Origin of the sequence: Gluconacetobacter sacchari (genome assembly GCF_014174255.1) — a bacterium.
Classification (GTDB): domain Bacteria; phylum Pseudomonadota; class Alphaproteobacteria; order Acetobacterales; family Acetobacteraceae; genus Gluconacetobacter; species Gluconacetobacter sacchari.
In genome coordinates this window covers 130,460-149,168 of the sequence record NZ_JABEQJ010000009.1, presented here as the reverse complement: position 1 = coordinate 149,168, position 18,709 = coordinate 130,460, and the positions used below count along the sequence as shown (strand labels likewise).

The window sequence follows — 18,709 nt, the reverse complement described above, 5'->3', positions numbered from 1 at the left end:
CGGCATGGGGCCGATCGGACCGCGCCGCCGTGGCTCCGCTCTCGCCGCCACAGGTGTCCTGTGCCGATAGAGCGTCGCCCGGCTGATGTTCCAGACCCGGCAGACCGCCGCCAAACCATAGGGGCGACCGGAGGACGGGGAGACCGCCGCGCTCATGGTCGCAGCCTCCTGCGGGCCAAAGGGCGGTCCGCCTCCATGGCCGCGATCTTTTCACGCAGCAGTTCACGCTCGATCATGACCTCGCCGAGCTTTGCCTTGAGGCGATCGCTCTCCAGCGTCTCGCCGTCGGTCTGACGTGTCGCAAGACTGGCTTCGCCCCCGGAAAGGAAGGCGTCCTGCCATCCGCTCAGGGTCGCAGCCGTCACGCCCACTTCGCGCGAGACCATCTCCAGGTCCTCACCGCGCAGCAGACGAAGCACGGCCTCCTTCTTGCGGCGGCGTGACATCCGTCCACCATGCCCCGGTCGTTTCGCGTCGTTCTTCAGGTCGTTCCTCATCGTGACACCTCCGCACATGTCTCACGTGTTTATCGGGTGTCTCAAAAAACCGGGAGGCGGGAGACCCTCTCGCGCCACCGCGACGCGATAAGCCTGCATTACGGCCATGACGACTTCACCGATGAAAACCGCTTGGCCCGCACGCTGTCGCGCGACCGGGCGAAGGACATGGCCTCCGATTATGAGCCCACGCGGGATTTTGCCGAACGGCGCGGCATCACCTTCCGCGAGCGCGTTGCCGAGATCACGCGCAAGATCGTCCCGGAGAAGGTTCGTACCCTCTTCGACGGGCCGAGCCTGCCCGCCGTTGGCGGGCAGGGGCCGGAAAGAGCGACGCCGGAAAGAAGAGCGACAGACGACCCGGAAGCGGTGTTGCGTCGCGCGCGCACCCGCGCGCTCATCCGCCATGCCCGCGCGGTCGATGCGATCTTCGAGGCGCAGGAACGCGGCGGCAAGGCCAACCCGGAACAGGTGACGGAACTGCGCGACGCGCGCAAGGAATTCGAGGCGGTGCGGCCTTACGGCTCGCACGACGCCGAAGCCGCCTATAAGAAAAACCCGGAACTGGCTGTGGAGGCCGCGAGCAGTCGGGTCAACAACGCCATCCGCGCCCTGCAAATCGAAACCGAACTCCGCACCGATCGCCAGCGCGCGGATCGCTTCGTCGAACGCTGGCAGGGTCTGGAACGGACAAGCCTTCGCCAATATCAGGCAGGCGACATGTCCGGCTACAAGGCCACGCAGAAAGCGATGGGCGATATAGCCAAAAGCCTCGAACGCGACCCGCAGCTCGAATCCATCCTTGCTAACCGCAAGCAGGCTCTCGGCATCGCCATCGAATCGGGCCGCCGACTCGGGCAGGAACTGGCCTTCAATCACGGTCTCGACCTCGGCAGGGAACGCGGCCTCGGGCTCTGATCCTACCCTTTTACCGCCGATTACACGCTAGAACCCTACGACCTTAAATATCTGTTGCATAACGAGAAATCTTTATTCTGTCCTGTGTCGGAAGCCCAAAAAATCCCGGCAGAAGGCAGCACAACCATGTCCACGCCAGAGCGTATCGTCCGCCTGAAATCCGTCCTCGCCCGAACCGGCCTGTCCCGCTCCACGATCTACCGAAAGATCGCCGAGGGCACCTTTCCGTCCCAGATCCGAATCAGCATCAACGGCGCGGGATGGCACGAATCCGACATCGACCGATGGGTCGCCGATCCCGTGAAATGGAGACCCACCCACGGTGGGCCTTGACCGATCATTCAGAGATCGTCATCCAGCTCGTCGTCATGAACCTCGGCGGCGCGCTTTTTCGCGTCGGCGATCAGATCCTTCGCGGATTCCCCCTTCATCCAAACGTCGAGCATATCCGCCCAGCACTGAAGCATGATCCTCCGCTCCGTGAGATAGCGGTTCACGTTATAGACGGCCGCGATCCGGTTCCGGGGCGCGTGGGCGAGGCTCATCTCGATCCAGCGATCGTCGAACTTGGCGCGGTTCAGCCCTGTCGAGAACGTGCGGCGCAGGTCGTGAACGCCGAAGCTCTGAAAATCCGGGTTATCCTGCCGGATGCGCTCGACCACCGTATCGAGCACACGATTGAGCGTGGCGTTGCTGATGGGTGTTTCGCCGTCATACCGGCCAGGGTGCAAATATCGGCTGGTGCCGAACATGGTGCGGAACGCCGTCAGAATGTCGAGTGCCTGATCGCTCAGCGGGACGACATGTGGCTTGCCCGCCTTCATGCGCGCGCCCGGAATGTTCCACCGCGCGGCGGAGAAGTCGATCTCCTTCCATGTCGCGTCAATGAACTCCGACTTGCGAACGCCGGTCAGCAGGACGAACCTCACAGCCTGGCGCAGCGTGGGCGCTGCCGCCACATGATCCAGAGCCGCCAGAGCCATACGAATTTCGGACGGCGACAAGGCGCGGTCGCGCGGCTCGAACGTAGCGATCGCGCTGGTGCGAATCTGCTCGGCGGGATTGCTTATATCCAGCCCGCTTCCTTGAGCATGGCGGAATACGAGCAACACGACCTCCCGCACATGCACGGCGACGGCCGGCCCGCGCTTCTCCTTCACCTCGTCGCAAAGAGATTTGAGGCGCTGCGGCGTCACCTCCGCCAGCTTGAGCTTCGCCAACGCGCCCGCAATGGCGCGGTCATAGACGGATCGGCGCATTGCCAGCGTGCTGTCAGCCAGTCTCTCGGCCCCGGATTTCGGATCGGCCTTGTGCCTGAAATACGTTTCCGCCCATCCGCCGAAGGTCAACGCCTCGATCGACGCGGTGCGTTTCTCCGCCTTGGCTCTCGACGGCGAATCGCCCCGCTCGACCTGACGGCGCGCGCGGGCCAGCAGCGCCCTCGCCTCGGCAAGCGATACGTCCATTCCGTAATCCAGAGCCTCGGGCGCCCGCGTCAGCTTGCGCGCCGCCTCGGCACTATAGCGGCCGATGGTCAAGACCTCCTGCCGCCCGTTCACCCGGTAATGATAACGGAAAGAGATAATGCCGGTCGGCGTGACGGCCGCGAACATCCCGTCGCGGTCCGCCACCTTGTAGAGCCTGGTTCTCGGCTTGAGGTTTTTCAGTTCTTTATCAGTGAGTTGCCCCATGAATCCGCATCCGGTCGAGGGCGGACAATACCATCAAAAGGGCTTGATGGTATCGGAAGCCCGTTTCTCGACCATCCTGCGCGATACCATCACCAGTACCAACAAACCGGCCAGGCCGGGGTGATACGCAGAGATACGGGTTAGGAAAAATAATCCTTGTTCGTCAAAGACATCGTGCAATTATCGGCACGGCGCGAGATGGTCTGAAACGACCCTAGATCACTCCCACTCAATCGTTCCGGGCGGCTTCGAGGTGATGTCGTAGGTCACGCGATTGATGCCGCGCACCTCGTTGACGATGCGGCTGGCGACACGGTTCAGGAAGCCGATATCGAAGGGATAGACGTCGGCCGTCATGCCATCGGTACTGGTGACGGCACGCAGGGCGCAGGCATAGTCGTAGGTGCGGCCGTCGCCCATCACGCCAACCGTGCGGACCGGCAGCAGAACCGCGAAGGCCTGCCAGATCGCATCATACAGGCCGGCACCACGGATTTCCTCCAGGAAGACCGTATCGACCTGACGCAGCAGCGCCAGCTTGTCGCGATCGATCGCACCGGGAATGCGGATGGCCAGGCCCGGACCGGGAAATGGATGACGCCCGACAATGGCCTCGGGAAGGCCCAGTTCGCGGCCCAGTTCGCGGACCTCGTCCTTGAACAGTTCGCGCAGCGGCTCGACCAGTTGCATCTTCATCCGTTCCGGCAGGCCGCCGACATTATGATGCGACTTGATCGTCACCGACGGGCCGCCGGTGAAGCTGACGCTTTCGATCACGTCCGGATACAGCGTGCCCTGGGCGAGGAAATCCGCGCCGCCCAGCTTCGCAGCCTCTTCCTCGAACACCTCGACGAACAACCGGCCTATGGTCTTGCGCTTCACCTCCGGGTCCGTCACCCCTTCCAGGGCGGACAGGAACAGGTCCGACGCATCGCGGTGGATCAGCTTGATGTTGAAGCGGCCACGGAATGTCTTCACCACCTCCTCGGCCTCGCCGGCCCGCAGGATGCCGGGATCGACGAAGATGCAGGTCAACTGGTCACCGATCGCCTCGTGGATCAGCACCGCCGCCACCGAGGAATCAACGCCACCCGACAGGCCGCAGATCACTCGGCCCGACCCGACCTGCTGGCGGATACGGGCGATTTCCATGTCGCGGAAGCCGGCCATGGTCCAATTGCCCTGGCAGCCCGCCACGCCATGGGTGAAATTGCGCAGCAGGGCCGCACCATGCGGCGTATGCACCACTTCGGGATGGAACTGCACGCCGTACAGGCGCCGCCCCTCGTCCGCGATGATGGCATAGGGCGCGCCCTCGCTGACCGCCACGGCGCGAAAACCGGGCGGCAGTTTCGTTACCCGGTCGCCATGGCTCATCCATACCTGCTCGCGCCCGCCCCGCGCCCAGGTGCCGCGGAACAGCGCGCAATCGTCGATGATGTCGACATGCGCCCGGCCGAATTCGCGATGCGCGTGCGTCTCGACCTCGCCGCCCAGTTGGAGACACATCGCCTGCTGGCCGTAGCAGATACCCAGCACCGGCACATTCAGGGCAAATACGACATCGGGAATGCGCGGCGCGCCTTCGTCCAGCACGCTGGCCGGGCCGCCCGACAGGATGATGCCACGCGGCGCGAAGGTACGGATCCGCGCCTCGTCGCTGGAAAACGGCCAGATTTCGCAATAAACGCCGCTTTCGCGCACGCGCCGCGCGATCAACTGTGTGACCTGGCTGCCGAAATCCAGGATGAGAATCCGATCCTGATGCAGCGCGGCGTCGAGCGTCGTCGTATCCTGGGGCTGGATCGGGGTGGAACCGGCGGTCTTCACATCGTCGCTCATCGTTGCTCTTTCGGTCGCGGCGTTACGGTCGCAGGGCGCGCTGCGCGGACCGGGCGGGCCGTGCAGGAGCCGGATATGCGTCGACACAGAGTATAGCGCAAGCCCGGACCAGGCGGGACCCTATGGCCGAGCCGGCCGCCCGCGCCCATATTGAAACACAGACCCTAGGCGTTACGGAGCCCGAACGTGCCTCTCTTTCGACTGGACCGCCCCCTGCCGCGTCCCCGCCTGGCCGGCCTCCGGCATGCGGCGATCGCCTGTGCCGCCGTGCTGACCGTGGTGCCGGCCGCCCGGGCGGCCGACGACGCGTCCCGGGACCCGATCGGCATCTGGACCGGCACGCTGGTCGCCGATCGGGGCATCTGTCCCGAGACGCGGGCTCCGTCCACCTTGCAGATCGAAAGCAGGCGCGTCGCCTTCACCCCCGCTGACGGGGCGCAGACCCTGCATGGCCAGCGCGACGCGACGCCCGGCCGTTTCCATGCCCAACTCGTGCTGAGCGGCATGAACCGCAAGCCCTTCCCCATGGTGTTCGAAGGCACGCCCCAGGGCAACACCATCCAGGGCACCTACGGTACGCCGCGCTGCCGTGCCCATGTGGTCCTGACGCGTCCGCAATCGCATTCCATGGAGCATTTCCTGGGCCACTGAGCCCGCGCGACGAAAGCACGCGTCGCGCGACGCAGAGCGGTTGCCTGTTCCATCCGGTTGCGACATGGTCGGCCCAACGAAACGCATGACATCTCCGCCCGCGCGGAATGAGCAGGAGCGCCTGGTTTGACCTTTTCCTTCCATCGTCCGGCCGGGGCGATCGCCTTCGCGGCCGCCCTGGGGCTCGTCAGCGGCCTGGGCCGCGCCGCGCCACCGCCCCCTTCGCCCTCGCTGACGGTGCAGACGGGCAGCGATATCCCCGCCCACGTCACCTTCCCCACCGCCGGGCGCGATTACGTCAAGCGCGAGGTCATGATTCCGATGCGCGACGGGGTGAAGCTGCATACCGTGATCGTGCTGCCCCGCGACGCACACGATGCCCCGATCCTGCTGACCCGCACGCCCTATCACGCATCGAAGCGGCTCAACCGGGTCGAGGACGCGCCGACCATGCGCGCCCTGCTGCCCCAGGGCGACGACGTGTTCGTCGAGGCCGGTTATATCCGCGTGTTCCAGGATATTCGCGGCAAATATGGATCGGAAGGGGACTACGTGATGACGCGGCCGGTGCGCGGACCGCTGAACCCTACCCGCACCGACGAAGTGACCGACGCCTGGGACACGATCGACTGGCTGGTGCATAACCTGCCGCAATCCAACGGGCGCGTCGGCATGCTGGGCTCCTCCTACGAGGGTTTCACCGTCGTCATGGCGCTGCTGAATCCGCACCCGGCGCTGAAGGTCGCCGCCCCGGAAAGCCCGATGGTCGACGGCTGGATGGGCGATGACTGGTATCATTACGGCGCCTTCCGCCAGGGCGGGCTGGATTATTTCACCGACCAGATGACGGAACGCGGCTCCGGCTCCACCATTCCGCGTGTCGATCGCGACGATTACACCAACTTCCTGCGCGCGGGATCGGCCGGACAATTCGCCTCCGCCGCCGGACTGGACCAGTTTCCGTGGTGGCAGCGCATGCCGGCCCATCCGGATTACGATATGTTCTGGCAGGACCAGGCTCTGGACAAGCTGATCACCCGCCACCCGCTGACCGTGCCCACGATCTGGGAACAGGGGCTGTGGGACCAGGAGGACATGTGGGGGGCCATCCATTCCTGGCAGGCGCTGAAGGCGACCAGCCCGAACGTGCCCAACATCCTGGTGATGGGCCCCTGGCGGCACAGCCAGGTGAATTACGACGGGTCGGAACTGGGCCCGCTGCACTGGAATGGCGACACCGCGCACCAGTTCCGCGCCGAGGTGCTGCTGCCGTTCTTCAACCAGTATCTGCGCCCGGGCTCGCCGGAGGTCCATCTGCCGGAAGCCATCATCTACAATTCCGGCGAGAATCGCTGGGACCGCTTTCCGCACTGGCCCCTGGCCTGTGACGACAAGGCCTGCGCCCATAAGCTGAAGCCGCTCTATCTTCAGGCCGGCTACGGCCTGTCGTTCGACCACCCGGTCACCGGGCAGGATTCTTACGTCTCCGACCCGGCGCACCCGGTGCCGTTCCTTGAGCGTCCCTTCAATTTCGCCGACGACGGGCCGCGCTGGAAGACCTGGCTGGTCCAGGACCAGCGGCCGGCCGAGAGCCGCCCGGACGTGCTGACCTATGAAACCCCGGTCCTGACGCAATCGGTGCGCGTCAGCGGCGTGCCGGTGGCCGACCTGTTCGCGGCGACCAGCGGCACCGATTCCGACTGGGTGGTGAAGCTGATCGACGTAATGCCCGCCACCGACGCCGACCGGCCGGAGATGGGGGGATACGAACTGGCGGTGTCGATGGATATCTTCCGGGGGCGCTACCGAGAGGGATTCGACCATCCGGTGGCCGCGGTGCCCAACGATGTGGCGCGCTATCGCTTCACGCTGCCGGCGGTCAACCATGTGTTCAAGCCCGGACACCGGATCATGGTGCAGATCCAGTCCTCGCTGTTCCCCCTCTACGACCGCAACCCGCAGACCTTCGTGCCCAACGTGCTGCGTGCCACGCCGCATGATTATGTCGCCGCCACGCAGACCATCCATCGGGGCGGCGAACACGCCACGTCCATCTGGCTGCCAGTCGTTCCCTGATCCGGGCCGCTACGGTGGCGCTGGGGGCAGGCCTGCGGCTAAGATCGCCGCATGAATGCCCCTGCCCCCGTTTCCGCCGCGATCCTGGCCGTTGTCGTCCGCGGCACGCGCCTGCTGCTGATCCGGCGCGCCAACCCGCCGGACCAGGGATTATGGGGCTTCCCCGGCGGCCGGATCGAACGGGGCGAGACCCTGTTCCAGGCGGCCGAGCGCGAACTGCGCGAGGAAACCGGGTTCGCCACCCGCGCCCAGGGCGTGTTGACGGCGTTCGACGTGCTGGACCGGACGCCGGAGGGGTGCCTGCGCTTCCATTACGTCATCGCCGTGATACGCTGCGTCGATACCGGCCAGACGGAGATCCGGGCCGATGATGACGCGCTGGCCACAGGCTGGTTCACCCTCGACCAGATCCGGGCCGCCCCGGAACGCATGAGCCCCGGCCTGCTGGAACTGGGCACATTGGCGCTTTCGGACCGGGGGATCGCCCCCTGGCCCGTCCCCGGAGGCGCCCCCCGCAGCCTCATCCCCGCACAGGACCATGCCTCATGACATCTGAACGCCATATCCTGCTGGTCGAGGACGAATCCGCCATCGCCGAGCTGATCCGCACGGCGCTGGAGGCCTCGGGCCTGCGCGTCACCGCCTGCGCGGGCGTGCAATCGGCCCTGAACGCCGTGGAACAGGAACCGGTCGACCTGGCCATCATCGACCTGTCCCTGCCGGATGGCGCGCCGGATCGCCTGACCGACCGGCTGAAGGGCAGCGGCGTCCCGATGATCGCCATCAGCGGCGACCCGGCGCGCCTGGCCGCCTTCACGCCGGGACATACGCTGGAAAAACCGTTCCGGGTCCGCGCGCTGATGGATCTGGTGCGCGGCATGCTGGACGGCGCGGCGGGATAACAGGACACGCGATATTTCAGTGGCCCGCCGGCAGGCGCGCGGTGCCGGCGACCGGGCCTGCTGCCAGCGTCACACGGAAGACGGCATAGCGTTCGGCGACATTGCCCATGCGCGTCCGCTCCACGGTGCCGATCCGCGTGGCGTGGCTGAACGGCGACAGATCCAGGTCGCGCAGATGGCGGAGGCTGCACAGGAAAATCCCCGCCCCCCCCGCCGCGGGCGGCAGATCGAACAACGCCCAGCGGGGCTCGATCCCGATTACGGTCCGATGCGGCAGCGCCAGGGCCAGTTCCGACGCCAGGCCGTATTCGTCGGCGGCCACGAACGCGCCGGGGCCGGCCATCGTATCGACCGTCCGCGCCAGACCCTGCCAGCCCGCCATCTGCCGCAGGGTGATGTCCAGATGCGGAGACAGCGAAACCGGCGCCAGCGTGGACTGGACATAGACCAGCAGCGTCAGCGCACACCCCAGGACCGCCCCCGCGCGCCAGAAGCGCCAGACGGGCGCGGCGGCCAGGATCGCCAGCACGGGATAAAGCAGCACCGGCCAGTTGGCCTGCACCCGGTCGCCCAGCGCATGCTGCACGAACACCAGCGCCGACGGGACGACCCAGAACAGCAGCACCATCGCCCCCGGGTCGCGCGCCGCGCGGCGCCATGCCCGCCAGATCCCGGCACCGAACCCCAGCGCGATCAGCGGCGTCATCAGGCCGAGCTGCCCGCCCGCCAGTTCCGACAGGAACCGGACGGCGCGCGCCGGCTGCCAATCGCCCGCCCGCCCGCCCTGGCGCACGAAACTGGCCCAATGATGCGCGTGATTCCAGCCGATGACCGGTAGGAACAGCAACGTGGCCAGCACCGCCCCGCCCCATGGCCAGGGCGTGCGCAGCCATGCCCTGCCGCCCGGGCTGCACAGGCACCACAGCACCAGGCCGCCGGCGGGAAGCACGGCGGTATATTTGCTGTCGCAGGCCAGGCCGAACGCTACCCCCATCACCAGCCACCATGCCCCGCGGCCGGTGGCCAGCAGCCGGCCCAGTGCCCACAGCGCCAGCGTCGTGAAGAACAGCAGCGGCGTGTCGGGCGTCATCGTCACCGCCCCTATGCCCAGCGCCAGCGTGGCATTCAGCAGCACGGCCGCCCGCACCATCCGGCCACCCGGCGGCCCGTCGCGATCTCCCAGGTCGCGCGCGGCCATGGCCAGGAACAGCGTGCCGACGGCCGCCGAGAGCGGGGCCAGCAGGCGCACCCCCAATGCACCATCGCCCGCCAGGGCGGTGCCGGCGCGAATCCACAGCGCCACCATCGGGGGGTGGTCGAGGTAACCCGGCGCCAATGCGCGGGACCACACCCAGTAATAAGCCTCGTCCGGCGACAGCGGCGTCCATGCCGCCACGACCAGACGCAGCAACGTCACCATGGCAAGGACCAGGCCCCATCGCGACAGGCCAAGACCGGCCCGCCCGGCCGGAGCCGTCAACGCACCCGCCAGATCAGGGTCGACGACACGGCATAGTTCCACACGACCGCGATCGCGGCCCCTGCCATGCTGGCCAGGCCCCACTGTCCGTCGCTGCTGAAAATCGCCCGGGCGATGCCGACATCCGCGACGGCCCCCGCCGCGCAGATGACCATGAACAGGCCGAGCCCCAGCCACATCCGCATCCCGCGCAGCCGGCGGTCGCGATAGGTCAGCGCATTGTTCATCCAGAAATTCGTCACCATGGCGACCAGGGTGCCCAGCCATTGGCCGGTGGCGAAATCGGTACCGCAACGCCGCCCGATCTCCAGCACCGCCAGATTGACCAGGATGCCGATCAGCCCCACCAGGCCGAAACCGATGAAACGGATCGGCAGGAACCCGCGACACAGCTTGTCGCCCAGCATCGCCGCGAATTGCAGCAATACCAGGACATCCAGCTTGCTCTCGCCGGCCGCGCGCGGGCGGAAGACGAACGGCACCTCCAGCACCCGGGGGCGCTGGGGCGCCGAGAGGAACACGTCCAGCAGGATTTTGAAGCCCGTGCCCGACAGGCGCGGGACCGTGCGTTCGAACAGGTCGCGGCGCATGGCGAAGAAGCCGCTCATCGGATCACCCAGCCGCACCGGCAGGATCATCTGCACGATACGGATGCCGGAATCGGACAGGAAGGTCCGCCATCCGCTGGCCAGCCCCGCATTGTCGCCCCCCGCCACATGGCGGCTGCCGACCGCGATGTCGTAGCCGTCGCGCGCCACGGCATCGATCAGTTGCCCCAGGCATGATTCGTCATGCTGCATGTCGCCATCCATGACGGCGACGATCCGCGCGGAGGATGACAGCACGCCTTCGATCACCGCCGAGGACAGGCCGCGCCGCCCCACGCGCAGCACGCCGCGCACGCGGCCATCCTGCTCCGCCAGGGCCCGGACCTCGTCGATCGTGCCGTCGGGCGAGTTGTCATCGACGAAGATGACTTCCCATTCCCGGCCCGCCAGGGCCTGCGACAGGGCCGCCACCATGGGGCGGACATTCGCCCGTTCGTTGTAGCAGGGCACTACGATGCTGACATCCGCCGCCGTGGCGCCGGCCTCGCAGGCCGGCCCGGCGGGGCCCCGGGACAGGCCTGCGTTCATGCCCCGTCCGGGTTGTCGAAAGGCTGGGCCAGCGGCTGCACCGGCACGCCGGCACGGCTGAGCGAGGTGCGGATGGTCTGCAATGTCTGGACCCGGCTGACATGCGGGCTTTCGGTCAGGCGACGGGTCAACTGGTTTTCGTGCGCCGCGTCGCGCGCCACCAGCCGGACCAGGAAGTCGCCGCCCCCCCGGATCATGTGGCATTCGCGCACCTCCGGCCATTCGGCGACCTGGGTCTCGAAGGCGGAGAGGACCGTTTCCTTCTGGCTGTCCAGCCCGATCAGGGCGAACAGGGTGATCGTCCACCCAAGAAGCGCCGCGTCGGTATCGGCATGATAGCCCCGGATCAGCCCGTCCTCTTCCAGCCGGCGCACGCGCCGCAGGCATGGCGGGGCGGAAATGCCAACCCGACGCGCCAGTTCCACGTTGGTCATGCGACCATCCGCCTGGAGTTCCGCTACGATCCGACGGTCAATCGCATCCAGATCCATCACGTCAGTTTTGTCCGTCCCTGAACATCAAGTCTTCAGGATACGGCAAGCGCCCCGCGCCGAAAAGAGCATCCTGCCCCCCGCGCGCCTTGTGCCGGACGCGCCGCACGGCCATATCCCATGCAGTTTGAACAGACCCGCGCCGAGTCCATGACCCATACCCATTCGACCGACCTGCTCGTAATCGGGGCCGGCCCCGCCGGCTACACCGCCGCCATCTATGCCGCCCGCGCAAACCTGAAGCCGATCCTGGTGGCCGGCCTGCAACCCGGCGGCCAGTTGATGATCACGACGGACGTGGAGAATTATCCGGGCTTCGCCCACGGCATCCAGGGCCCCGAACTGATGGAGCAGATGGCGGCCCAGGCCGCCCATGTCGGGACGCGGATCATCCACGACATCATCACGGAATGCGCGCTGACCGGGCGACGCGAGGGGGGCGAGCCCTTTCGCCTGGTCGGCGATTCGGGCGATGTCTATCTGGCCCGGGCGGTGGTGATCGCGACCGGCGCGCAGGCGAAATGGCTGGGCATTCCCGGCGAGGCCCAGTACCAGGGCGCCGGAGTCTCGGCCTGCGCCACCTGCGACGGGTTTTTCTATCGCGGCCGGACGGTGGCCGTCATCGGCGGAGGCAATACCGCGGTCGAGGAAGCACTGTACCTGACCCACCATGCCGAACATGTGTTCCTGATCCATCGCCGCGACAGCCTGCGCGCCGAGAAGATCCTGCAAGACCGGCTGTTCGCCCACCCCAAGGTCACGGTGAAATGGAACCGGGTGGCCGAGGAGGTCGTCGCTGACGGCGAACCGCCCGTCGTGACCGGCATTACCCTGCGCGACATGACCACCGGCGCCCGGGAAGACCTGCCGGTCGATGGCGTCTTCGTCGCCATCGGCCATGCGCCGCACACGGAGATCTTCCGTGGCCAGGTCGAAACCGACGACGAGGGCTATATCGTGACCGAACCGGGCGGAACCCGGACCTCGGTACCGGGAATCTTCGCCGCCGGCGACGTCCAGGACAAGATCTATCGCCAAGCCATCACGGCCGCGGGAACAGGCTGCATGGCCGCGCTGGAAGCCGAACGTTTCTTGGCCGGAATCGCGGGATGATTCCATCAAATCCTTGACCGAACGTCCCGTTTCAGTCACCAAAAGTAACATCGGTTTCACAATTCCTCCTGCCAGGATCGGAGCGTAGCATTGGACTGGGACAAACTCCGTATTTTTCATGCGGTGGCCGAGGCCGGTTCGTTCACGCATGCGGGCGACGTGCTCAATCTCAGCCAGTCCGCCGTCTCGCGACAGATTTCGGCACTGGAGGAAGCCCTCCAGGTTCCGCTGTTTCATCGGCATGCGCGCGGTCTGATCCTGACCGAACAGGGCGAGACGCTGAACCAGACGGTGCGGGAAGTCTTCTCGAAACTGGCGATGACCCAGTCCCTGCTGACCGAAAGCAAGGAAAAGGCCGCCGGCCGCCTGCGCGTGACCACCACGACGGGCTTCGGCACCTGCTGGCTGACGCCGCGCCTGCATCGCTTCATGGAAACCAACCCCGACATCACGATCACGCTGATCCTGGAAGATAACGACCTGGATCTGGGCATGCGCGAGGCCGATGTCGCCGTGCGGATGCATCCGCCACGCCAGCCCGACCTGATCCAGCGCCATCTGGCGGATTTTCCGCTACCGATCTATGCCGCCCCCCGTTATCTGGAGGAGCATGGCACGCCCCAGAGCCTGGACGAGTTGTCGGCCCATAAACTGGTCCTGTTCGGCGGCTATCATCCCCCCGTCCCGCACATCAACTGGCTGGCGGAAGCCGGCGTCCCCTCCGACGAGAAGCGGGCCGCGCGGCTTGAGGTCAACAGCCTGCCCGCCATGGCCTCGGCCATCGCGGCCGGCGTGGGAATCGGCTCGGTCCCGCTGTATGCGACCGGCCCGCACGCGAATCTGGTCCGCGTCCTGCCCGATATCCCGCTGCCGACGGTCGACGCGTATTTCGTCTATCCCGAAGAACTGCGGACATCGAAGCGGGTCTCCGTATTCCGCGATTTCCTGCTGTCGGAAATCAATGCCCGCCACTGAGCGGGCTGGTAACGCCCGCCCGGAGCCGCAGGACCGATGAGCAACCAAGACAAGCAGGGAAAGCAGGCCTACGAGGCCCGCAGGGCCGCGAAGGCAGGGATGAGCCTCGATCACTGGCTGGCCCGCAAGGCGGATGCCCGCAAGATCGCATCCGCCCCCGCAGCGCAACCCAATCCGGTGCTGACCCAGGTTCGATCGGTCTGGCGCCGCCTGCTCGATCGGGCCCATCGCCCGTTGTAAGACACCAGCCAAACCGCGCGCCGGGAGTGACCCGGCGCGCTCGCGGTGCCTGCCGTCAGCTATGCCGGTGGCCCGTGCGCCGAAGCTGGCAGCGATGCGACTTGTCGCGGTAATACATGGCCTGCCCGATCGGGGCGAAATAATGCAGTTGGCCGATACGGCGCAGCCTATGGCCGTGGGTCCCGATCACTGCGTCATGGGAGGCGCAGAGATGCGCCGCCAGACCCGTGCGGTGACGGATATGGCGCGAGCCCGCCCAGGCCGACGGCGCGGCCCAGGACACCGCGACGCACAAGACAACAAGACCCGAGATTACGTCCCGCACCCTACGCACCCCCGCGAACCGGCACCGCTCATGAAGCGAAGTCGTAGCAGCCGCGACCAGAACATATCAAGAACATTCTGCGAGACGGTCAGTCTTCGCCGGGCTCGACGCCGCCATTGACGCGCTCGCGCAGTTCCTTGCCGGCCTTGAAGAACGGGACGACCTTTTCATCCACGGCCACCATTTCGCCGGTGCGGGGGTTACGGCCGGTCCGGGCATCGCGTTTCTTGACCGTGAACGCCCCGAAGCCGCGCAGTTCCACCCGGTCGCCCCGGGACAGCGCCGCGCTGATCTCGCTGAAGATCGTCTGAACGATCAATTCGACATCGCGGCTGAGAAGGTGCGGGTTGGCCGCAGCCAGTTCGGCGATCAGCTCCGATTTGGTCATCCGTCGTGTCCCGTTTCGATTCAAGGTTTCCAGATCGCTAGAGCACCGTCAAGCGCAACGCCTTGCGATACCACAGATCCTACCCATTCCTCACCAAGAATGACGCCCAGCATGCTTCGTGTCAGACGCGGGATCCACGACCGGCTGCGCGCAACCTTCAGATCGACAACCGGAGTCGTGTCGGAAAGATGCTCTTTCCGCTTCAGCCAGGCCACGGCGTCGCGCTCGGTCCCGATCTGGTCGACCAGCCCCAGCGGCAGCGCCTGCCGACCCGTATAGGGGCGGCCGTCGGCCAGGGACCGTACCCGATCGACCGGCATATGCCGGCCGTCCGCCACCATCGTGACGAACTGGTCGAACAGGTCCGCCACCACGCCCTGCAACATCTGCCGCCCTTCGGGAGATAGCGGCTGGACGACCGACGGCTGCCCCTTCATCGGGCCGGATACCAGTTCGTCGACCCGCACCCCCACGCGATCCAGCAGGCCGGAGACATCCGGTGCCTGCATGATCACGCCGATCGACCCGGTCAGGGTCGACTGCCCGGCGAAGATGCGCTGCGCGGGAACCGAGATCATGTACCCCGCCGACGCCGCGACTCCACCCATCGTCACCACGACCGGCTTGCGCGCGGCGAAGCGGGCCACCGCATCGTGCAGGGCCTCGCCGCCGCTGACCGAACCGCCAGGACTGTCGACCGACAGCACCATGCCCCGAATTGCCTTCGCCTTCGCCGCGGCGTCGATCAGATCGATCAGTTTGCGGTTGTCCGATCCGATGATGCCGGCAACCCGAACCCGGACCAGATGGTCGCGTCCGACCAGGGCGCCATGATGGACCAGCATATGGCCGCCGATCCCCAGCCACGCCAGGACGAACGCGCCGACCGCCGCCGCCCGCCAGAACAGCAGGCGCCGGCGCAGGCGCAACCGGTCGGTCACCAGATCGGGATCAGCCATGCCGTCTGCGACCGGCCAGCGAGGCGAAGCGCATCATCCCTCCTGCGTCGCGGCGGGTTTGCGCCCACGCCGGGCCGCCGGCTTGGCGCCCGAACTGTCGGCCGGCGCCTCCTCGACCGTCGCGGTGATCTTGCGGCCCAGGCCGATTTCCCGCGCCAGGGTGGAGCGGCGCTCGGCATAGTTCGGGGCGACCATCGGGTAATCCGTCGGCAGGCCCCAGCGCTCGCGATATTGCTCCGGCGTCATGCCATAGGCGCTCTGGAGATGCCGCTTGAGCATCTTGAGCTTCTTTCCGTCCTCGAGACAGACGATGTAATCCGGGAAGACCGACCGCTTGATCGGCACCGCGGGCTGGAGTTTCTCGGGTTCCGGCGCCGCCTGGCCGAGAGATGTCAGCGCCTGATAGACCTGCCGGATCAGATCAGGCACGCCATCGGCCACGACGCTGTTGTTCGAGACGTGCGCCGACACGATCTGCGCCGTGAGTTCCAGCAATGATGCACCCTGCTCAATTTCCGACATACCGAAATTCCATTCTGTTATTATGACTTATTACGACATCAGCGATTCGCGTCGCTTCATTATCATAAGTACCTTGAAATGGCATCGTAGACAAATAATTCTTACAAAAACATTTTTAATTTTTAACGGGAACGAGGGGCCGATGCACGCAACACGAAGTAATAAAACTCCGATCGTCGTATTCGGCAGCGTCAATATCGATCTCGGCGCGCGGTTGCATCACTTTCCCGTTCCAGGTGAAACGCTTCACGCGCGCGATGCGGGCCTGGGGCTGGGTGGAAAGGGCGCCAACCAGGCGGTCGCGGCGGCGCGGCTGGGCGCGGATGTCCGGCTGGTCGGACGGACGGGCGACGATCCGTTGGCCGATTACGCGGCGGCGGCGCTGCGGCGAAATGGAGTCGCGCCCGACGATCTGTACCGCTCGGCGGGCGATCTGACGGGTCTGGCGATGATCTGTACCGATTCGGCGGGCGAAAATACGATCGTCGTCGTGGGCGGCGCGAACATGCATGTCGACCGCGCCGATATCGCCCGCATGGCGGCGCTGCTGGCACCGGGCACGATCGTGCTGATGCAATGCGAAATCCCGACGGACACGCTGCATGCGGCGGCGCTGGCTGTGGAACGGGCCGGGGCGCGGCTGATTCTCGACCCGGCCCCCGTACCGGCCGAGGGGCTGGACGCCGCCTTGTTTCCGCTGGCCGAACTGATGACCCCGAACGAGACGGAAACCGAGCGCCTGACCGGCCTGCGCCCGCACGACCCCGACAGCGCGCGCCGCGCGGCCGAGAGGCTGCACCGGCTGGGGCTGCGCCGCGCCATCGTCAAGCTGGGCGCGCGAGGCGTGCTGTATTCCGACGAATCGGGCCACGGATTCGTGCCGCCCTTCGCCGTCGCGGCCGTCGACAGCACGGCGGCCGGCGACTGCTTCAACGGCGGGCTGGCGGTCGCGTTGGCGGCCGGCATGGACCTGGCGCGGGCCACGCGATTCGCCGCCGCCTGCGGCGCCCTGGCCACGACGCGCCGGGGCGCATCGGATGCCGCGCCGACCCGGCCCGAAATCGAGCGCCTGCTCGCGTCCCGCTGAAGCGGGAGAGTCTGTGGGACCTTTTCGGGCGGGACGCTATCCGGCGTGCAGCCCGCCGGTCCAGACATGGGTGATGTTGGCCCGCGACGCCGTATAGAGCGCCGTCGCCAGCAGATCCTCGTCGCTTTCGTCCCCCCACAGCCGCATCGTGCCCAGGGGAGCGTCGGGGTCGATGCGCAGCGCGTCGAAATGCTGGCCGGGGGCGAAGCGGCCCACCGGCAGGTCGAGCGCATCGCCGCCGCCCGCCGTCGCCAGGTGGAAGGCCGTCATCATGTCCACGCCGCTGCCCGGCCGGCCGCGCCCCGCCGCCGGCCGGTCGGGATCGACGCCGTCGCACAGCATGCGCGATGCCGCGACCGTCATCCGCATCGCCCCCATCATCGATGCCGAGGGACCGCCGGCGACGTCGGTCCCCAGCCCGACCCGCACCCCCTTGTCCAGCGCGGCGCGCAGCGGAAAGACCGCATTGGCGAACCAGGCGTTCGACAGCGGGCAGTGGGCGACGGCCCCGCCCCGCCGGGCCAGCAACGCCATATCGGACCCGGTGATGAAATTGCCGTGCGCCAGGACCGTATGGCGGGTCAGCAGGCCGAAACGGTCCAGCGTCTCGACATCGCTCCGTCCGAAGCGGGCCTGGCCGTAATCGCGCGCCCAGTCGCTCTCGGCGCAATGGGTCTGGACATGGCAGCCGCACTCGCCGGCCAGATGCCCCAGCGCGCGCAGCATGTCGTCGGTGCAGGACGGCAGGAAACGCGGCGTGATGACGGGCCGCACCCATCCGTCATTGGCCGGGTGGGCGGCGATATGCGCCGCGACCGCCCGCGTGGCCGCCACGCCCTCGGCCACCGAGCCGTCCCGATAGAAATCGGGACACTGGCCGGGATTGTCCATCACCACCCGCCCCACCAGCGCCCGCTGCCGGAACGCAATGCAGGCATCGGCCAGTTCGCAGGTGGCCTCGACGTGCCGGCTGGCGAAGTAGAGCGCGGTGGTGGTGCCGCCCGCCAGCAGGTCGGCCACCAGGCGCCGATAGACCCGGCGCGCGAACATCCGGTCGGCATACCGCGCCTCCAGCGGGAAGGTGTATCGTTGCAGCCAGGCTTCCAGGGGCTGGTCCAGCCCCTTGCCCAGTTGCGGATATTGCGGCGCATGGACATGCAGGTCGACCAGGCCCGGGATCAGCAATCCATCCAGCGTGACCAGCCTGCCCGCTTCCGCCGCGCGACGCGCCATCTCGCGGTGCGCGGCATGCCCCGCCGCGCGGACCGCCACGATCCGCCCGTCGGCGCCGATCTCGACCAGTCCGCCTTCCATCCGCTCCAGCCGGCCGGGCGACGGGGCATGGAACCAGTCCCCGGCCACCACCCGGTTCCGCAGATCCGTCCAGGGATGGTCGGCGGCATGTCGATCGGTCAT

The 18,709-nt window shown here is 67.0% G+C and carries 21 protein-coding genes and 1 pseudogene; 11 read left to right on the top strand and 11 right to left on the bottom strand.

What is annotated here, in order from left to right:
* Window positions 1–497, bottom strand: a pseudogene (locus HLH48_RS09120) (IS3-like element ISMtsp5 family transposase); the annotation flags it as partial.
* A 132-nt stretch (window positions 498–629) separates the two neighbouring features.
* Between HLH48_RS09120 and HLH48_RS09115 the strand changes: the two are divergent.
* A complete protein-coding gene (locus tag HLH48_RS09115) occupies window positions 630–1,415 on the top strand; it encodes a hypothetical protein (protein ID WP_246387177.1) in 786 nt (261 codons plus the stop codon).
* Window positions 1,416–1,541: 126 nt separating this feature from the next.
* Complete coding sequence (locus HLH48_RS09110; protein ID WP_182985877.1) at window positions 1,542–1,748, top strand: helix-turn-helix transcriptional regulator; 207 nt, start codon at window positions 1,542–1,544, stop codon at window positions 1,746–1,748.
* An 8-nt stretch (window positions 1,749–1,756) separates the two neighbouring features.
* Here HLH48_RS09110 and HLH48_RS09105 read toward each other — a convergent pair whose 3' ends face one another.
* The gene (locus HLH48_RS09105) at window positions 1,757–3,106 is read right to left on the bottom strand and encodes a tyrosine-type recombinase/integrase (protein WP_182985876.1); all 1,350 of its coding nucleotides are present in this window, start codon (window positions 3,104–3,106) and stop codon (window positions 1,757–1,759) included.
* Between HLH48_RS09105 and HLH48_RS23545 the strand changes: the two genes are divergently transcribed.
* The gene (locus HLH48_RS23545; protein ID WP_264813225.1) at window positions 3,105–3,230 is read left to right on the top strand and encodes a hypothetical protein; all 126 of its coding nucleotides are present in this window, start codon (window positions 3,105–3,107) and stop codon (window positions 3,228–3,230) included. The genes HLH48_RS09105 and HLH48_RS23545 overlap by 2 nt on opposite strands.
* Before the next feature lie 95 nt (window positions 3,231–3,325).
* Here the strand turns inward: HLH48_RS23545 and guaA are convergent, their stop codons facing one another.
* On the bottom strand, window positions 3,326–4,948 hold the full coding sequence (gene guaA / locus HLH48_RS09100; RefSeq protein ID WP_246387176.1) for a glutamine-hydrolyzing GMP synthase: 1,623 nt from the start codon (window positions 4,946–4,948) through the stop codon (window positions 3,326–3,328).
* A gap of 186 nt (window positions 4,949–5,134) precedes the next feature.
* Between guaA and HLH48_RS09095 the strand changes: the two genes are divergently transcribed.
* The 4 genes from HLH48_RS09095 to HLH48_RS09080 all read left to right on the top strand — a co-directional run bounded on the left by HLH48_RS09095 (window position 5,135) and on the right by HLH48_RS09080 (window position 8,577).
* Window positions 5,135–5,599, top strand: a complete 465-nt coding sequence (locus HLH48_RS09095; protein ID WP_264813226.1) for a hypothetical protein — start codon at window positions 5,135–5,137, stop codon at window positions 5,597–5,599.
* 126 nt (window positions 5,600–5,725) lie between these two features.
* On the top strand, window positions 5,726–7,675 hold the full coding sequence (locus tag HLH48_RS09090) for a CocE/NonD family hydrolase (RefSeq protein WP_182997183.1): 1,950 nt from the start codon (window positions 5,726–5,728) through the stop codon (window positions 7,673–7,675).
* A gap of 51 nt (window positions 7,676–7,726) precedes the next feature.
* On the top strand, window positions 7,727–8,224 hold the full coding sequence (locus tag HLH48_RS09085; RefSeq protein WP_182997182.1) for an NUDIX hydrolase: 498 nt from the start codon (window positions 7,727–7,729) through the stop codon (window positions 8,222–8,224).
* Window positions 8,221–8,577 carry a response regulator gene (locus HLH48_RS09080; RefSeq protein ID WP_182997181.1) on the top strand — a complete coding sequence of 119 codons (357 nt, stop codon included), beginning with the start codon at window positions 8,221–8,223 and terminating at the stop codon, window positions 8,575–8,577. Before HLH48_RS09085 ends, HLH48_RS09080 begins: the two co-directional genes overlap by 4 nt.
* A 16-nt stretch (window positions 8,578–8,593) precedes the next feature.
* Here the strand turns inward: HLH48_RS09080 and HLH48_RS09075 are convergent, their stop codons facing one another.
* Genes HLH48_RS09075 through HLH48_RS09065 form a run of 3 tightly spaced genes read right to left on the bottom strand, consistent with a single transcriptional unit; the run spans window position 8,594 to window position 11,684 of the window.
* The gene (locus tag HLH48_RS09075; protein WP_343065400.1) at window positions 8,594–10,057 is read right to left on the bottom strand and encodes a glycosyltransferase family 39 protein; all 1,464 of its coding nucleotides are present in this window, start codon (window positions 10,055–10,057) and stop codon (window positions 8,594–8,596) included.
* Window positions 10,054–11,193, bottom strand: a complete 1,140-nt coding sequence (locus HLH48_RS09070; RefSeq protein ID WP_182997179.1) for a glycosyltransferase — start codon at window positions 11,191–11,193, stop codon at window positions 10,054–10,056. The genes HLH48_RS09075 and HLH48_RS09070 overlap by 4 nt, the downstream gene beginning before the upstream one ends.
* A complete protein-coding gene (locus HLH48_RS09065; RefSeq protein ID WP_182997200.1) occupies window positions 11,190–11,684 on the bottom strand; it encodes an Lrp/AsnC family transcriptional regulator in 495 nt (164 codons plus the stop codon). Before HLH48_RS09065 ends, HLH48_RS09070 begins: the two co-directional genes overlap by 4 nt.
* Before the next feature lie 150 nt (window positions 11,685–11,834).
* Between HLH48_RS09065 and trxB the strand changes: the two genes are divergently transcribed.
* The 3 genes from trxB (at window position 11,835) to HLH48_RS09050 (ending at window position 14,012) form a co-directional block, all read left to right on the top strand.
* Window positions 11,835–12,797 carry a thioredoxin-disulfide reductase gene (trxB, locus tag HLH48_RS09060; protein WP_182997199.1) on the top strand — a complete coding sequence of 321 codons (963 nt, stop codon included), beginning with the start codon at window positions 11,835–11,837 and terminating at the stop codon, window positions 12,795–12,797.
* 90 nt (window positions 12,798–12,887) lie between these two features.
* Window positions 12,888–13,772: a LysR family transcriptional regulator gene (locus HLH48_RS09055; protein WP_182997177.1), complete on the top strand. Its 885-nt coding sequence runs from the start codon at window positions 12,888–12,890 to the stop codon at window positions 13,770–13,772.
* A 36-nt stretch (window positions 13,773–13,808) separates the two neighbouring features.
* Complete coding sequence (locus HLH48_RS09050; protein ID WP_182997175.1) at window positions 13,809–14,012, top strand: hypothetical protein; 204 nt, start codon at window positions 13,809–13,811, stop codon at window positions 14,010–14,012.
* 55 nt (window positions 14,013–14,067) lie between these two features.
* Here HLH48_RS09050 and HLH48_RS09045 read toward each other — a convergent pair whose 3' ends face one another.
* The 4 genes from HLH48_RS09045 to HLH48_RS09030 form a co-directional block, all read right to left on the bottom strand.
* A complete protein-coding gene (locus HLH48_RS09045) occupies window positions 14,068–14,337 on the bottom strand; it encodes a hypothetical protein (RefSeq protein WP_264812785.1) in 270 nt (89 codons plus the stop codon).
* Window positions 14,338–14,425: 88 nt separating this feature from the next.
* Window positions 14,426–14,725 carry an integration host factor subunit beta gene (gene ihfB, locus HLH48_RS09040; protein ID WP_182997171.1) on the bottom strand — a complete coding sequence of 100 codons (300 nt, stop codon included), beginning with the start codon at window positions 14,723–14,725 and terminating at the stop codon, window positions 14,426–14,428.
* 20 nt (window positions 14,726–14,745) lie between these two features.
* Window positions 14,746–15,684 carry a signal peptide peptidase SppA gene (gene sppA, locus HLH48_RS09035; protein ID WP_182997170.1) on the bottom strand — a complete coding sequence of 313 codons (939 nt, stop codon included), beginning with the start codon at window positions 15,682–15,684 and terminating at the stop codon, window positions 14,746–14,748.
* Window positions 15,685–15,717: 33 nt separating this feature from the next.
* Window positions 15,718–16,206, bottom strand: coding sequence for a MucR family transcriptional regulator (locus tag HLH48_RS09030; RefSeq protein ID WP_182997168.1), 489 nt, complete (start codon window positions 16,204–16,206; stop codon window positions 15,718–15,720).
* A gap of 142 nt (window positions 16,207–16,348) precedes the next feature.
* Here HLH48_RS09030 and rbsK point away from each other — a divergent pair, with 142 nt between their 5' ends.
* Window positions 16,349–17,293, top strand: a complete 945-nt coding sequence (rbsK, locus tag HLH48_RS09025) for a ribokinase (protein WP_182997167.1) — start codon at window positions 16,349–16,351, stop codon at window positions 17,291–17,293.
* Window positions 17,294–17,329: 36 nt separating this feature from the next.
* On the opposite strand, the gene HLH48_RS09020 is transcribed toward rbsK, so the two are convergent.
* Entirely contained in the window at window positions 17,330–18,709 is a 1,380-nt protein-coding gene (locus HLH48_RS09020) for an amidohydrolase family protein (protein ID WP_220795051.1), read from the bottom strand.